This window comes from Rhodoferax sp. ZS1R8, assembly GCF_056521325.1.
Genome location: NZ_JBWMBA010000001.1, coordinates 862,481 through 877,674 on the forward strand (window position 1 = coordinate 862,481; position 15,194 = coordinate 877,674).

Consider the following 15,194-nt stretch of genomic DNA (forward strand, 5'->3'; position numbering starts at 1 on the left):
GCCGGCTATGCCGGGCCACAGGTATCGCCCCCTGGGGGGAGGCGCCGCAGGCGCTTCGGGGGGTTAACTAAATTTGGGCAGATTGAACTGCGGCGGCACACCCATGCGGGTATTGATGATCCACTGCTGCACGATGGACAGGATGTTGTTGGTAATCCAGTACAACACCAAGCCAGCCGGAAAGAAGAAGAACATCACGCTGAAGATCAGCGGCATGAACCACATCATCTTGGCCTGCATGGGGTCCGGCGGTGTGGGGTTCAGCGCGGTCTGCAACAGCGTCGTCAAGGTCATGACCAGGGGCAGGATGAAGAACGGATCGGGCGACGACAAATCCTTGATCCACAAGATCCACGGCACATTGCGCATTTCCACGCTGGACAACAGCACCCAATACAGCGCAATGAACACCGGGATCTGGATCATGATGGGGAAGCAACCACCCATGGGATTGACCTTTTCCTCGCGGTAGATGCGCATCATCTCCTGCTGCATCTGCTGCGGGTTGTCTTTTAGGCGTTCACGCATTTCAGTGATCTTGGGATTGACCGCCTTCATCTTGGCCATGCTGGCATAGGCCTTGGCATTGAGCCAGTAGAACGCCATCTTCAGCAGTACCACAAGTGCCACGATGGACCAGCCCCAGTTCTGGATGAAGCCATGCAGCTTGTCGAGCAACCAGTAAAGTGGCTTGGCCAGAATCGTCAACCAGCCGTAGTCCTTAACCAGTTCCAGACCGGGGGCCAGCTTTTCCAGCATGGTTTCCTGTTGCGGTCCAGCAAAGAACTTGGCCTCGATCACCTTGGTCGTGTCGGGCGCAATTGCCTCGGGGGCAGTGATCATCGTCGCGCGGTAGCAGCAATCGCCAACCGCAGAACCAATGTCTACGCCGTCCACCGAGATCGTGCGCTGCACGCCTTCCGGCAGCATCCACGCGCTGGCAAAATAATGCTGCACCATGGCCACATAACCGTCCGCGGACTGCTTCTCGTAATCAGCCTTCTTCTTCTTGATGTCGGCGAACTCGACCTTTTGATATTTCTTGGCCGCCGTATACACAGCGGGTCCTGTGAACGTGGAGTAGAACGAGGACTCACCGGGCAACTTATTGCCGTCTCGCACCAGCTGCAAGTACAACTGAGGGGACAACGGTGCATTGGACACATTGGTCAGCTCATGCTTGACAGCCATGTCGTAGGCGCCGCGGCGCAGTGTGTAGGTTTTGACCAGCTTTATGCCGCCCACGTCAGCGGACGTGAACTTCAACACCATATCAGCGTCGCCTTCCTTCAGAGCACGCGCACCGCTGAACACCATGGGGGTCTTGTGCGTCGGGAACGCGCCGGCAGCACTGCCGCCAATCACGCCGGTTTGCGCCCAGTAGACCCTATCCTTGCTATCGTCCAGCAGCACAAAATTCTTGGTCTTGTCCGCCATGTCGGTGTGCTGAAGGAACTCGCTGCGCACCAGCGATCCGCCCTCGGTATCGAAGGTCAGCTTCATCACATCGGTAGTGACCTCGATGCGTTCCCTGGGCGCCGCAGGCGTAGCGACCGGAGCCGCTACATTGCCGCCAGGGGCGGCCGCGACATTGCCAGCCGCAGCCGGTGCGGCACTGGGCACACCGGCGGTGTTGCCGGCGCCAGGCACAGGGGCCGACGAAGCAGCAGCAGGCGCCACCTGGGAGGCGGGGCTAGGGAAGAACGTGGCCTTCTTGCCGTTGTGCACCTGCCACTGGTCCCACAGCATCACCATGGAAAAGCCAAAGATCACCCACAAAATGGTGCGGCGAATATCGTTCATGAAGGTTTCTTTTCAGAGGGAGAAGAGATTAGCCGGGTAAAGAGCCGGGGGGGTTCAACAGGCACGGGATCAACACCGCCCGCGCACCAGGGATGGCAGCGCCCGATGCGCGACACAGTAAGACAGCTGCCGGCAGCCGCGCCATGGGTTTGCAAAGCCTGCAGCGCATAGACCGAACAAGTGGGCTCAAAACGGCAAGCCGAGCCCAACCAAGGGCTCAAGAAAACGCGGTAGGCCTTTACGATGGCCACAAGCAGCGCTTGCATCATAGTGACAAGGCTGCGGGAGTTGCAGATGGTGCCGCGGGTAGGCGCGAAAACAGTTGCTGCAATTCGGCCCGCACGGCTGCTTTGAGCGCGTCAGAACTGGCGCTAACAAACTGGCCGCGATCAAACGTCGCGCGCAGCCGTACAAGGTGCGCACGCGGGGTTAGCATGGGCTCGAAATCAGCACTCACGTTGTAGATCTGGCGTTTGATGGCATTGCGCGTGACGGCACGTTTGGCCCACCGCTTGGGGACCATGGCACCCAACCACACCGCAGATTTCGGAAACAAGGCAGGTAGCGCCACACCGTGTGCCACCGCCGCAGGCGATTCCAACGCACAACAATGCAAAGCAAAGTGCGCTGTTTTGGCAAGTGTTTGACCTGCCAAAACCGCCTGGAACTGGGGCCGTGTCTTCAATCGATGCACGGTGGTATCACACCAAACCCGCGCACCAGCAATGCCTTAGGGTGCATGTACTGGATCGAAGTGGCCCGCCCAGGTTTCTTAGACAGCCAGGCGCTTGCGACCCTTGGCGCGGCGTGCGTTGATCACAGCGCGGCCACCACGGGTCTTCATGCGGACCAGGAAGCCGTGGGTACGGGCGCGGCGGATTTTGGAAGGTTGGTACGTGCGTTTCATTTGGAATTCCTAACAGGCTCAGTTCTGATCCGGCCCCTCGTGTCCATACATATCCGTGAGACAAAAGGAACAGATCTCGGTCAAATCGCCCTGAACACAATCAGGGCAGCCATCGATTATCGCAAATTTTCTGAGCGTGGGCAACACCTTACGATCGGAACACGGCGTAAAGCTGTAAGTTCGCAGTATCCATAAAAATTGTGGATAAGGTTTTGATAATTTACAATCCACGGCGCAGCAGCAAACAACTATCCACAGAAGCTGAAAAGAATAATGCCCGAGGGAAACCCCACCAACCACGCCCTGTCTCCGGGCCTGGACATAGGCCAAAGTCTTTGGCAAAGCTGTATTGACCAACTGGCCCAGGAACTGCCCGAGCAGCAGTTCAACACCTGGATCAAACCCCTGAGCGCGCAGGTGCAAGAGGACTTTTCAAAAGTCACGATTTTCGTCGCCAACCGCTTCAAGCTCGATTGGGTGCGCGCGCAATACAGTACCCGCATCGCTGCCATGCTGGAAAAAATGTATGGCCAGCCTGTGCTTGTTGAGTTAGCGATTACTCCGCGGGAAGCCATTGCCAGAACAACAGTTACACCGCAAGCAACTGAAATGGTTGCGGCCGAGGAGAGCGTTTCTACCGGCGAGCCAACACCACCCGGTTTACCCAAAAACCGCCTCAACGGATCACTGACCTTTGAGAATTTGGTCGAAGGTACTGCCAACCGCATGGCCCGTGCCGCCGCCATGCATGTGGCCACCATTCCCGGACATTTGTACAACCCCTTGTTCATCTATGGTGGCGTGGGTCTGGGCAAGACCCACTTGATGCATGCCGTGGGCAACCGGCTACTGGCAGACAAGCCCGGCAGCAAGGTTCTATACATACACGCTGAGCAATTCGTGTCGGATGTGGTTAAGGCCTACCAGCGAAAGACTTTTGACGAATTCAAAGAGCGTTACCACTCGCTGGATTTACTGCTGATCGACGATGTGCAGTTTTTTGCCAACAAAGACCGCACCCAAGAGGAGTTCTTTAACGCCTTCGAGGCCTTGCTGGCCAAAAAGTCACACATTGTGATGACCAGCGACACCTATCCCAAGGGCTTGACCGACATCCACGAGCGCCTGGTTTCGCGCTTTGATTCGGGCCTGACGGTTGCGATCGAGCCGCCAGAACTGGAAATGCGGGTCGCGATTCTCATCAACAAAGCCCGTGTAGAGGGCTCGGAAATGCCAGAAGAGGTGGCTTTCTTCGTTGCCAAAAACGTGCGCTCCAACGTGCGCGAGTTGGAAGGCGCGCTGCGCAAAATCCTGGCCTACTCCCGCTTCAACCAGAAGGAAATCTCCATCCAGCTGGCCCGAGAGGCGCTTCGGGATCTGCTGTCAATCCAAAACCGGCAGATTTCGGTGGAAAACATCCAGAAAACGGTTGCCGACTACTACAAGATCAAGGTCGCCGACATGTACTCCAAGAAGCGCCCGGCCAGCATTGCACGCCCGCGCCAGATTGCGATGTACCTGGCCAAAGAGCTGACACAAAAAAGTCTTCCAGAGATTGGAGAATTGTTTGGCGGCCGAGACCACACGACGGTGCTGCACGCCGTGCGCAAAATCGGCGGTGAACGCCAGCAGATGACCGAACTGAACCAGCAATTGCACGTGCTGGAGCAGACACTCAAAGGTTAATCACGAATAAAACGCCAAAGCGCCTAAATCAGGGCCCAAAACTGGGAAAATGGCGAGATTTTAGAAAAATTAGGTACCGGGGCTGAGGGTGCCACAACAGATATATCAAAGAAGAGGTAGACATGATCGTATTGAAGGCAACGCAGGACAAGGTCCTATCGGTACTGCAGTCCGTGGCCGGTATTGTGGAGCGTCGCCACACCCTGCCTATTCTTGCCAACGTACTGGTTCGCAAAACAGGCGCCTCGCTGCAAGTCACCACCAGCGATCTCGAAATCCAGATTCGCACCACGGCCGAACTGGGCGGCGACACCGGCAACTTCACGACCACGATCGGCGCCCGCAAGTTGATCGACATCCTGCGCACCATGCCATCGGACCAGACTGTGTCGCTGGAGTCCAGCCAGAGCAAGATCATCCTCAAAGGCGGCAAAAGCAAATTCACATTGCAGACCATGGCGGCCGAAGACTTTCCGCTGGTGCAGGAGTCTGCTAATTTTGGCCCCGTGTTCAGCGTGCCACAAAAGACATTGAAGAGCCTGTTGAGCCAGGTGTCGTTTGCAATGGCCGTGCACGACATCCGTTACTACCTCAACGGCATCCTGTTTGTCGCCGAAGGCAAGCAGTTGAGCCTGGTGGCCACCGACGGCCACCGCCTGGCATTCGCCTCCGCCACACTGGACGTGGAAGTACCTAAACAAGAAGTGATTCTGCCGCGCAAAACCGTGGTCGAACTGCAGCGCTTGCTGTCCGACGCCGAAGGCGCGATCGAGATGCAGTTCGCCAACAACCAGGCTAAGTTTGTGTTTGACGGCATGGAGTTCGTCACCAAGCTAGTCGAAGGCAAGTTCCCCGACTACAACCGCGTCATTCCCAAGAACCACAAGAACAGCATCACGCTGGGCCGCGATGCCTTGTTGAAGACTTTGCAACGCACCGCCATTCTGACCAGCGACAAGTTCAAGGGCGTGCGCCTGAACATTGACCCCGGCAGCCTGCGTGTCGCATCCAACAATGCCGAACAGGAAGAGGCCGTAGACGAGCTCGACATCGACTACGGCGGCGACAGCATCGAGATCGGTTTCAACGTGACCTACCTGATCGACGCGCTGGCCAATATGAGCCAGGACATGGTGAAACTGGAACTGTCGGACGGCAACAGCTCGGCACTGTTCACAATTCCCGAGAACGCAACCTTCAAGTATGTTGTGATGCCGATGAGAATTTAACGCTACAAAAGACGTAGCGCCATACGACGCAAACCCCCGGCTTCCCGGGGGTTTGGTCATTAAAGAATCGAGAGAAAGCAAGCCATGACCGAAGAAAACAAAGCCCCTGTACCCGCTGAAAACGCAAGCGATTCAGTGAACACTGGCGAAAGTGGCGCGGACAGCTCCAACTTCCAGCCCACGATTGACACCAACCAGGCCGGTGCAACCGAAGCATATGGTGAAGGCTCGATCCAGATCCTGGAAGGCCTGGAAGCCGTGCGCAAGCGCCCTGGCATGTACATCGGCGACACCTCTGACGGAACCGGCCTGCACCACCTCGTTTTCGAAGTCGTGGACAACTCCATCGATGAATCGCTGGCTGGCCATTGCGACGACATCCTGGTCACCATCCACTCGGACAACTCCATCAGCGTCGTCGACAACGGCCGCGGCATCCCCACCGGCGTGAAGATGGACGACAAGCACGAGCCCAAGCGTTCGGCCGCCGAAATCGCACTGACCGAATTACACGCGGGCGGCAAGTTCAACCAGAACAGCTACAAAGTCTCAGGCGGTTTGCACGGCGTGGGCGTGAGTTGCGTGAATGCGCTGTCCAAAATGCTGCGCCTGACGATCCGCCGCGACGGCAAAGTGCATGTCATGGAGTTCAGCAAGGGCTTTGTGCAGAACCGCATCGTCGAGACCGTGAACGGCGTTGAAGTGTCCCCGATGAAGGTGATTGGCGAAACCGAAAAACGCGGTACCGAAGTGCACTTCTTGCCCGATCTGGAAATCTTCCAGACCAACTCCGACTTCCACTACGAAATTCTGAGCAAACGCTTGCGCGAACTGAGCTTCCTGAACAATGGCGTCAAGATCCGCCTCAAGGACGAGCGCAGCGGCAAGGAAGACGACTTCTCGGGCGCCGGCGGCGTCAAGGGTTTTGTGAACTTCATCAACAAGGGCAAGACGGTGTTGAACCCCAACATCTTCCACGCCATGGGCGACCGCCAGAGCGACCAGCAGACCAACATCGGTGTCGAAGTAGCGATGCAATGGAACAGCGGCTACAACGAGCAGGTGCTGTGCTTCACCAATAACATCCCCCAGCGTGATGGCGGCACCCATTTGACCGGCCTGCGCGCGGCGATGACCCGCGTCATCAACAAATACATCGACGAATCCGAGATCGCCAAAAAAGCCAAGGTTGAAGTTACTGGTGACGACATGCGCGAAGGCCTGACCTGCGTGTTGAGCGTCAAGGTGCCGGAGCCCAAGTTCAGCAGCCAGACCAAAGACAAACTGGTTTCCAGCGAAGTCCGCGGCCCGGTGGAAGACATCGTCAGCAAACTGTTGGCCGATTACCTGCAAGAGCGCCCGAACGACGCCAAGATCATCGTCGGCAAGATCATCGAAGCGGCCCGCGCCCGAGAAGCGGCCCGCAAGGCCCGCGACATGACCCGCCGCAAAGGCGTGCTAGACGGCATGGGCCTGCCCGGCAAGCTGGCCGACTGCCAGGAGAAAGACCCGGCGATGTGCGAAATCTACATCGTCGAAGGTGACTCCGCCGGCGGCTCCGCCAAGCAGGGTCGCGACCGCAAATTCCAGGCCATTCTGCCCCTGCGCGGCAAGATTCTGAACGTGGAAAAAGCCCGTTACGAGAAGCTGCTGACCAGCAATGAAATCCTGACATTGATCACCGCGCTGGGCACCGGCATCGGCAAGGCCGGTGGCACCACAGGCAACGACGACTTCAACGTCGCCAAGCTGCGCTACCACCGCATCATCATCATGACCGATGCCGACGTGGACGGCGCCCACATCCGCACGCTGCTGCTGACTTTCTTCTACCGCCAGATGCCCGAGCTGGTCGAACGCGGCCACATCTATATCGCACAGCCACCGCTGTACAAAGTCAAGGCGGGCAAGGAAGAGTTGTACCTGCAAGGCGCGGGCGACCTGGACAACTTCCTGCTGCGCATTGCGCTGGTCAATGCGTCCGTGTTTACCGGTGGACCCAATGGCACCACGATATCTGGCGACACGCTGACTACGCTGGCGCGCAAGCACCAGGTGGCCCAAGCGGTGATTGCCCGCTTGAAGAACTTCATGGATGCCGAGGCCCTGCGCTCGGTCGCCGACGGTGTGGCACTGAACCTGGACACCGTGGCCGACGCCGAAGTGTCTGCCGCCGCACTCCAAGCCCGCTTGCCCGACGCCGAAGTGGCCGGTGAATTCGATGAACGCAACGACAAGCCCATTCTGCGCATCAGCCGCCGCCACCACGGCAACGTCAAGAGCAGCGTGTTGACGCAAGACTTTGTACACGGCGCAGACTACGCTGCATTGGCCGAAGCCGCCAACACCTTCAAGGGCTTGCTGAGTGAAGGTGCCCGCGTCATGCGCGGTGAAGGCGAACGCCAGAAGGAAGAAAAGGTTAGCGACTTCCGCGAAGCCATGGCCTGGTTGATCACCCAAGCCGAAAACGCGACCAGCCGCCAGCGCTACAAGGGACTGGGAGAAATGAACCCCGCCCAGCTATGGGAAACCACGATGGACCCCACGGTGCGTCGCCTGCTGCGTGTGCAGATCGACGATGCCATCGAAGCCGACCGCGTGTTCACGATGCTGATGGGCGATGAGGTGGAACCCCGCCGCGAATTCATCGAAACCAACGCGTTGCGCGCTGGCAATATCGATATTTGATCAACCAACACCACCCGACCCCGCACACTGGTCGGGCAAGAAAAAAGGGCTGCAACTGCAGCCCTTTTTATTGGTTTTTAGCGGCGCGGCGTCATCGGCCCGCGGCCTTCGATGTGGCGGAAGTTGATACGGCCCTTGCTCAGGTCGTACGGGGACAACTCCAGCGACACCTTGTCACCCGCCAGAATACGGATGTGGTTCTTGCGCATCTTGCCTGCGGAATAGGCAATCAGTTGGTGGCCGTTGTCCAGCGTCACACGGAAACGCGTATCGGGCAGCACTTCGTTCACAACGCCCATCATCTCGATCAAGTCTTCTTTAGCCATGGTGTGGTACTCCTGTAAAACTGAATTCAGTGTGGGCGTGTAACGTCACGCACCCAATCGATTCCCTGTGCAATGGCGTAGCGTGCTGCCGCGTCGTGCGAGGGAAACTCATCGTGGAATCGCATCACACGATCGGTGGAAGCGCTACCGCTGCCGCTGGCAATGGAAACCTGTGCGGCATACTGCCCACATGGTAATTGACGGGGGCAGGCTGCAATGCGGTATTTGCCCATAGTAATGGGCGTTTCTTTTATTGTTGTCGTAAAAATCATCAAAATCAAACATGCGCGTAGGCAAAAGGCCCATGGCGCGGGGAAGCAAATTGGCATGCCCTCATGCCGAGGGTCCCTTCTCGTCCAATCAACACACCATTCACGAAGAATCGCAGGTCGGATTACTCGCCATAGCAGGGGCGAAGTCGACAGAGGGGAAAAAAGCCACCAGTCCGTGGGATGACTGGCGTGACCGCAGTTGAGGGGCTGGACTGGTAACCCCTCTGCCGGGGGCGTTCGCGCCATCCATGGTGGTAGACGTACGTGACCAATCGCCAATTGCGACTCCCGAATATACCACGTTCTGAAAAGCGGTGCGCTGTGTCACCTAGGCCTGCGGCTCCAACACAGGCTTGACCGGCACCAGAAACCACACAAATGCCAACACCTGGGCCACCAGCACACTGCCCAGCGTAGCCCGAAATGCGTCAGCCCGGCCCATGCCCCCGGCCGCAAAACCATCCACCGCGGCGCCGATACCCCACTGCAAGCCAAAGGCGCCAACAAACACCAGCAGGTTCAGCGCCGTGTTAACCCGTCCCGACAGCGCCACCGGAAACGCCGCCGCCAGCTGCGAATACGCGATATTGCCCAGGCTAAACGACACGCCCAGCAGCGGCCACAGCGCGGCCGGCTGAGCCAGGCCCAGCAAGATGGCCAGCTCAGTCAGCAAAGCCAGCCCCATGCCACAGCGCAGCAAGGCCATCGGCGTGATGCCGCGCCGTGCCAATGCCGTAGAGCAGGTCGCCACAAACAGAAAACCAGCCAGCATGGCCAGCGACATCAGAAACAACACGCCAGCCGCGTCACCGCGCGTGGCGCCGTTGACCTCCATCAGCCACGGCACGGCCCACAGGCCCTGGATGGCCATAAATCCACCCACCACCAGACAGCCCTGCGGCGCAAACCGCCAGAACACCCGGTTGCCGTAAATCTGGCCCAGGCTGCGGATCTGCTGGCCCAGCGTCTCGCGCTCAGCCTGGGCGCCGTGGTCCAGCACTGTCATCAAAAAGCCCGCCGCCAGCACCAACAAGGCCGCCACGAGCCAAAACACGCCGCGCCAACCGATCAACGGCAGCGCAGCCGCCACCGGCACGCTGGCAGACAAAGCGCCCAGACCGCCCGCTACCATGATGGTGGCAGTCAACGATGGCAGCCGCTCGCTGGGAAACCACTGGCTAAAGGCCTTGAAACTGGCCATCAGGCAAGCCGAAACTCCCAGGCCTATTAGCGCCCGCCCGATCGCCAGCGCCTGCAATGACGTGCCACTGGCAAACAGCGCAGCGCCCACAGCAGCCACCAGCAACAGCACAGCTTCTACACGGCCTGGGCCAAAACGGTCCAGCAACAAACCCAGCGGCAACTGGAACAGGCCAAACGCGAGAAAATAGGCCGACGTCAGCAAACCCAGGCCGGTGGCGGTGATGTGCAGCTCCTGCATCAACTCGGGCGCTATCACCGCATTGACGCTGCGCACACCATAGGACAGAAAATACCCCGCGGCATAGGCGGGAACCAGGCGAAACCAGAGGCGAAGCGGGGCGTGCATGCCGCCATTGTCCGGCACCCATGCTGGCAAGAGCCTGTCAACCGACACCCTTATAAGCAAAATCCGGCGCTAGCCCCCGTGCAGAGCGCGTAAGCAGCTATAAAATTCATAGTAATGAAAACCGAACTCAGTACCCACGACACGACCCGCATCGACGACACCCGCATCGGTGCGGTGCGGCCCCTGATCACCCCCGCGCTCCTGGAGGAAAAACTACCGGTGCCCGACGCCGCCCAGGCTTTGGTAGAGAGCAGCCGCACCGCCATCTCCAACATCCTGCACGGCAAGGACGACCGCCTGATCGTCGTCGTGGGCCCCTGCTCCATCCACGACCACGAACAGGCCATGGACTACGCCTGGCAGCTCAAGGAACAGGCCCAGGCCTTGAAGGATGACCTGCTCATCGTGATGCGCGTCTACTTCGAGAAACCCCGCACCACGGTGGGCTGGAAGGGCTACATCAACGACCCGCACCTAGACGGCAGCTTTGCGATCAACGAAGGGCTGGAGCTGGCGCGCAAGCTGCTCTTGGACATCCTGGCCATCGACATGCCGGTGGGAACCGAGTTTTTGGACCTGCTCAGCCCGCAGTTCATCAGCGAACTGGTCAGCTGGGGGGCCATCGGCGCGCGCACGACCGAGAGCCAGAGCCACCGCCAGCTGGCCAGCGGCCTGTCCTGCCCGGTGGGCTTCAAAAACGGCACGGATGGCGGCATCAAGGTGGCCACCGACGCCATCCAGGCCGCGCAGGCCACGCACTCCTTCATGGGCATGACCAAGATGGGCCAGGCCGCCATTTTCGAGACGCGCGGCAATGACGACTGCCACGTCATCCTGCGCGGTGGCAAGGCCACCAACTACGCCAAGGCCGATGTCGATGCCGCATGCAGCCTGCTCAAGGGCGCGGGCCTGCGCGAACAGGTGATGATCGATGTGAGCCACGCCAACAGCAGCAAGCAGCACGCCCGCCAGATCGTCGTGGCGGCCGACGTGGCCCAGCAGATCGCCGCGGGCGACCGCCGCATCACCGGCATCATGGTGGAAAGCCACCTGAACGAAGGCCGCCAGGACATCATCCCCGGCACACCGCTGCAACACGGTGTTTCTGTGACAGACGCCTGCATCAGCATGGCGCAGACGGTACCGGTGCTGCAGCAACTGGCCGCTGCGGTGCGGACACGCCGAGCCCAATAGTCCCATAGGCATTTAGGCCTCCAGCCCTCGTGCAGCGCGCGTAACCAGCTACTGAATTGATAGCATCATGAAACTCTGTATCCTGGACAACGACACGCTGGAAGGCGAACTGGCCGAGCGCTACACCAGCTTCGGCGCGATGTTTGTGCGCCTGTTCAACAGCGTGGGCGCGCGGTGGACGTACGACATCTTCAGCACCCAGCGCGGTGAATACCCGACCAGCTTTGACGACTATGACGCCGTGCTGCTGACCGGTAGCGCGTCCGACTCGTTCTCGGACGAGGCCTGGGCGGTGGAGCTGCGCCGGCGGGTCACGCTGCTGCTGACACAGCGCAAGAAAATGGTGGGCGTCTGCTATGGCCACCAGCTGATCGGCCTGTGCATGGGTGCACCTGTGGCCCGGGCACCGCAGGGCTGGGGCGAGGGGCGCATGACCTACGACTGGCTTCGACCCGACCTGCCCTTCTGCCAGGACCGCAAGCAGATCTCGCTATTGGTCAGCCACCAGGACCAGGTCTTGGAATTGCCCAAGGGTGCCACGCTGGTCGCCCGCAGCGACTTTTGCCCGGTGGCGGCCTACACGGTGGGTGACGAGGTGTTTTGCGTCCAGGCCCACCCTGAGTTTGACGCCGGTTTCAGCCAGTACCTGCTGGACGAACAGCGTGAACGCCTGGGCGAGGTGGAGTACGCGGCCCGGAGCCAGGCCCTTGCGGCGGGCCACGAGGGCGCAGATGTGGCCCGGATGGTGGTGGCGTTTCTGGAAAACAGCCCCCGGAGCACTGGGTAAATCGGCCCCGGGGTTTTGGAGTTTTGCATGTCCCGTCCTTGTGGGTCGGGCTGCGCAACCGGGGCTTGTGGCCGGGGTCGCATCGTAGGTCTGCGGTAACAGCGGTATCCAGTGTAGGTCGGGGTGGCTGGCAGAAGATTGCGTAGTTGCTCACGCGCGGCAGAATTTCGGCATACTCTGTCTCTATCACCAACAATATTGGCAGAAACATGAAACTGGACCGCTACGACCAGCACATCCTAGAAATTTTGCAGGCCGATGGCCGCATCAACAACCAGGACTTGGCAGAGCGCATCGGCCTGTCACCGTCGCCTTGCCTGCGCCGGGTGAAGGCGCTGGAGGAGTCCGGCCTCATCGTCGGCTACCGCGCGCTGCTGGACGCCCGCAAGCTGGGCCTGGCCCTGACGGCATTGATCCACATCTCGATGGACAAGCACACACCCGAGCGCTTTGCCAACTTCGAAGCCACCGTCAGCCTGCTGCCCGAGGTGCTGGAGTGCCTGCTGATCACCGGACAGAACGCGGATTACCAACTGAAGGTGGCCGTGCGCGACATGGACCACTACCAGGCCCTGCTGCTGAACAAGCTGGCCAGCATCACCGGCGTGACCGGCGTGCACTCCAGCTTTGTGCTGCGCCAAGTGTGGGACAAGACGGCAATGGCCGTCTCCACCGGAAGCGCCTAGGCTTAAACCCATGTGCCTGATCGCCTGGAACTGGCAACCCAACAGCGCCACGCCCTTGCTGCTGCTGGCCAACCGCGACGAGTTTTACAGCCGCCCGGCGCTGCCGCTGCACTGGTGGCCGCCCGCCGCCAATGGCAACCAGGTCTTGGCCGGTAAAGACCTGCAAGGCGGCGGCACCTGGCTGGGCCTGAGCCGCACAGGACGCCTGGCCGCCTTGACCAACTTTCGCTCCGGTGAGCCGCAGCGCAGCAATATGCCGTCGCGCGGTGAATTGGTGGCCGCCTTCCTGCACAGCGACCAAACGGCTAACACCTATCTACAGCAATTGGCACAACACAGTACGGACTACAACCCGTTCAACCTGCTGGTGTTTGATGGCCAAAAGCTGATGGGGCTGGAGAGCCGCGAGGCCAGAATACTGACCCACGCGCCAGGCCTGGGTGCTGTATCCAACGCAGATTTCGACACGCCGTGGCCCAAGCTGGCCCGGCTGCGAGCTGGTTTGGAAACACGCACGCCACAAGCAACATCAACCGGCTTGCACGGGCTGTTGCCTCTGCTGCACGACGGCAGCCTGGCACCGGATGCGGCACTGCCGCACACCGGCGTACCATTGGAATTGGAGCGGGTGTTGTCAGCGGTCTTCGTCGCCACACCGGGCTACGGCACGCGGGCTTGCAGTGTGGTCGCACTGCGCCAAGACGGCGCGGAATTCATTGAGCAAAGTTTCGGCCCAGCGGGGCTGATCAGCGAAACACAACAGCAGTTTTTGTTTTAGGTTTGCCTACCGAATGAGAGGACTTGAACCTCTGCGCAACTCCTCCATCTAACAGATTTAACACTCTGCAGTGCCGGCCAACGGTGCGCACTGCTTCTCTGTTTATGGCGTTAGCCCCTGTATTGTTGTTGTCCCTGTTGTTGCACGCTCTGATCGGCTGGCGTGTGGCACCCGATCTGGCCCTTGCAGACCCCGTATTGGCCATTGGCCTGTGGTCACTGCTGGCGCTGTCTGCGCTGCTGATGCCCATGGGCATGCTGGCACGCCGTGTTGCCAAACCGCCGCTGTCTACTGTGCTTACCTGGCTGGGCCTGTTGTGCATGGGCCTGTTTTCGTCGCTGCTGGTGCTGACATTGGTGCGCGAAGTGTTGCTATTGCTCGCCCAACCAGTGGGCTGGTTGTGGCCACAGGCCGTGGCATTGCAGTCACTGCAAAGGGACACAGCCGTCGGACTGCCCGTGCTGGCGTTGCTGGTCACCGTGCTGGGTTTCTGGAATGCCCGCCGCACAGCGACCGTCGTGCAAGTGAACGTGCCCATCGCCAACCTGCCGGAGGCCCTGCATGGCTTTACCGTGGCACAAATCAGCGACATCCACGTCGGCCCCACCATCAAGACACACTACCTGCAGCGCATCGTGGACCGCGTCAATGGCCTGAACGCCAATATGGTGGCCATTACGGGCGACCTGGTGGACGGCAGCGTGGCAGAGCTGGGCCAGCATGTGGCCCCACTGGCACAACTGCGCTCCACGCACGGCAGCTTTTTTGTGACCGGTAACCACGAGTACTACTCAGGCGCACACAGCTGGATAGATGCGCTGCGCGCCCTGGGCGTGCAGGTGTTGGTCAACGAGCATGTGGTGATACAGCACAGCACCGACGCGCAAGACCCCGAACCGGCCCTGGTAGTCGTGGCTGGTGTGGCCGACTACAGCGCCCACCACTTCGACGAAGCGCACCGAAGTGACCCGCACAAGGCCATGGCCAATGCGCCGGAGCATGCTGTGTTCAAACTGTTGCTGGCCCACCAGCCGCGCAGTGCGGCTGCGGCCGCCGATGCGGGCTTTGACCTGCAGCTCTCTGGCCACACGCATGGCGGCCAGTTCTGGCCGTGGAATCTGTTTGTGCCCTTGCAGCAGCCCTTCACCGCCGGACTGCACAAGCTCAAAGCGCTATGGGTCTATACCAGCCGCGGTACCGGCTATTGGGGGCCACCGAAGCGCTTTGGTGCGCCTTCAGAGATCACCCAGCTGCGCCTGGTGCGGGCCTGAGAGCATAAAGTCCCAAAA

14 protein-coding genes are annotated in these 15,194 nt (G+C 59.9%); 8 read left to right on the forward strand and 6 right to left on the reverse strand.

All coding sequences use genetic code 11. The features are described 5' to 3' along the window. Window positions 1-63 precede the first annotated feature (63 nt). The 4 genes from yidC to rpmH form a co-directional block, all read right to left on the reverse strand. A complete protein-coding gene (yidC, locus tag AC097P_RS04080; RefSeq protein ID WP_479609079.1) occupies window positions 64-1,803 on the reverse strand; it encodes a membrane protein insertase YidC in 1,740 nt (579 codons plus the stop codon). Next, on the reverse strand, window positions 1,800-2,072 hold the full coding sequence (yidD, locus tag AC097P_RS04085; RefSeq protein ID WP_479609080.1) for a membrane protein insertion efficiency factor YidD: 273 nt from the start codon (window positions 2,070-2,072) through the stop codon (window positions 1,800-1,802). Before yidD ends, yidC begins: the two co-directional genes overlap by 4 nt. After that, window positions 2,069-2,497 carry a ribonuclease P protein component gene (locus tag AC097P_RS04090; protein WP_479609081.1) on the reverse strand — a complete coding sequence of 143 codons (429 nt, stop codon included), beginning with the start codon at window positions 2,495-2,497 and terminating at the stop codon, window positions 2,069-2,071. Before AC097P_RS04090 ends, yidD begins: the two co-directional genes overlap by 4 nt. A gap of 78 nt (window positions 2,498-2,575) precedes the next feature. Then, entirely contained in the window at window positions 2,576-2,710 is a 135-nt protein-coding gene (gene rpmH, locus AC097P_RS04095) for a 50S ribosomal protein L34 (RefSeq protein WP_006299042.1), read from the reverse strand. A gap of 273 nt (window positions 2,711-2,983) precedes the next feature. On the opposite strand from rpmH, the gene dnaA reads away from it, so the two are divergent. The 3 genes from dnaA (at window position 2,984) to gyrB (ending at window position 8,313) form a co-directional block, all read left to right on the forward strand. Continuing rightward, on the forward strand, window positions 2,984-4,396 hold the full coding sequence (dnaA, locus tag AC097P_RS04100; protein WP_479609082.1) for a chromosomal replication initiator protein DnaA: 1,413 nt from the start codon (window positions 2,984-2,986) through the stop codon (window positions 4,394-4,396). Between the two features lie 122 nt (window positions 4,397-4,518). Then, on the forward strand, window positions 4,519-5,625 hold the full coding sequence (gene dnaN, locus AC097P_RS04105; RefSeq protein WP_479609083.1) for a DNA polymerase III subunit beta: 1,107 nt from the start codon (window positions 4,519-4,521) through the stop codon (window positions 5,623-5,625). 84 nt (window positions 5,626-5,709) lie between these two features. Further along, entirely contained in the window at window positions 5,710-8,313 is a 2,604-nt protein-coding gene (gene gyrB, locus AC097P_RS04110; protein WP_479609084.1) for a DNA topoisomerase (ATP-hydrolyzing) subunit B, read from the forward strand. A gap of 77 nt (window positions 8,314-8,390) precedes the next feature. Here the strand turns inward: gyrB and infA are convergent, their stop codons facing one another. Then, entirely contained in the window at window positions 8,391-8,639 is a 249-nt protein-coding gene (gene infA, locus AC097P_RS04115) for a translation initiation factor IF-1 (protein WP_209393506.1), read from the reverse strand. A gap of 600 nt (window positions 8,640-9,239) precedes the next feature. Continuing rightward, complete coding sequence (locus AC097P_RS04120; protein ID WP_479609085.1) at window positions 9,240-10,460, reverse strand: MFS transporter; 1,221 nt, start codon at window positions 10,458-10,460, stop codon at window positions 9,240-9,242. A 114-nt stretch (window positions 10,461-10,574) separates the two neighbouring features. Here AC097P_RS04120 and AC097P_RS04125 point away from each other — a divergent pair, with 114 nt between their 5' ends. From AC097P_RS04125 to AC097P_RS04145, 5 genes are all read left to right on the forward strand, one after another. Further along, window positions 10,575-11,654, forward strand: coding sequence for a 3-deoxy-7-phosphoheptulonate synthase (locus AC097P_RS04125; protein ID WP_479609086.1), 1,080 nt, complete (start codon window positions 10,575-10,577; stop codon window positions 11,652-11,654). 67 nt (window positions 11,655-11,721) lie between these two features. Then, on the forward strand, window positions 11,722-12,441 hold the full coding sequence (locus tag AC097P_RS04130) for a glutamine amidotransferase-related protein (RefSeq protein ID WP_479609087.1): 720 nt from the start codon (window positions 11,722-11,724) through the stop codon (window positions 12,439-12,441). Window positions 12,442-12,650: 209 nt separating this feature from the next. Then, window positions 12,651-13,127, forward strand: a complete 477-nt coding sequence (locus tag AC097P_RS04135; protein ID WP_479609088.1) for an Lrp/AsnC family transcriptional regulator — start codon at window positions 12,651-12,653, stop codon at window positions 13,125-13,127. A 10-nt stretch (window positions 13,128-13,137) separates the two neighbouring features. Further along, window positions 13,138-13,905 (forward strand): NRDE family protein, encoded by a 768-nt coding sequence (locus tag AC097P_RS04140; RefSeq protein ID WP_479609089.1) that lies wholly within the window; start codon window positions 13,138-13,140, stop codon window positions 13,903-13,905. A gap of 104 nt (window positions 13,906-14,009) precedes the next feature. Further along, window positions 14,010-15,176, forward strand: a complete 1,167-nt coding sequence (locus AC097P_RS04145) for a metallophosphoesterase (protein WP_479609090.1) — start codon at window positions 14,010-14,012, stop codon at window positions 15,174-15,176. The last annotated feature ends 18 nt before the right edge of the window (window positions 15,177-15,194 follow it).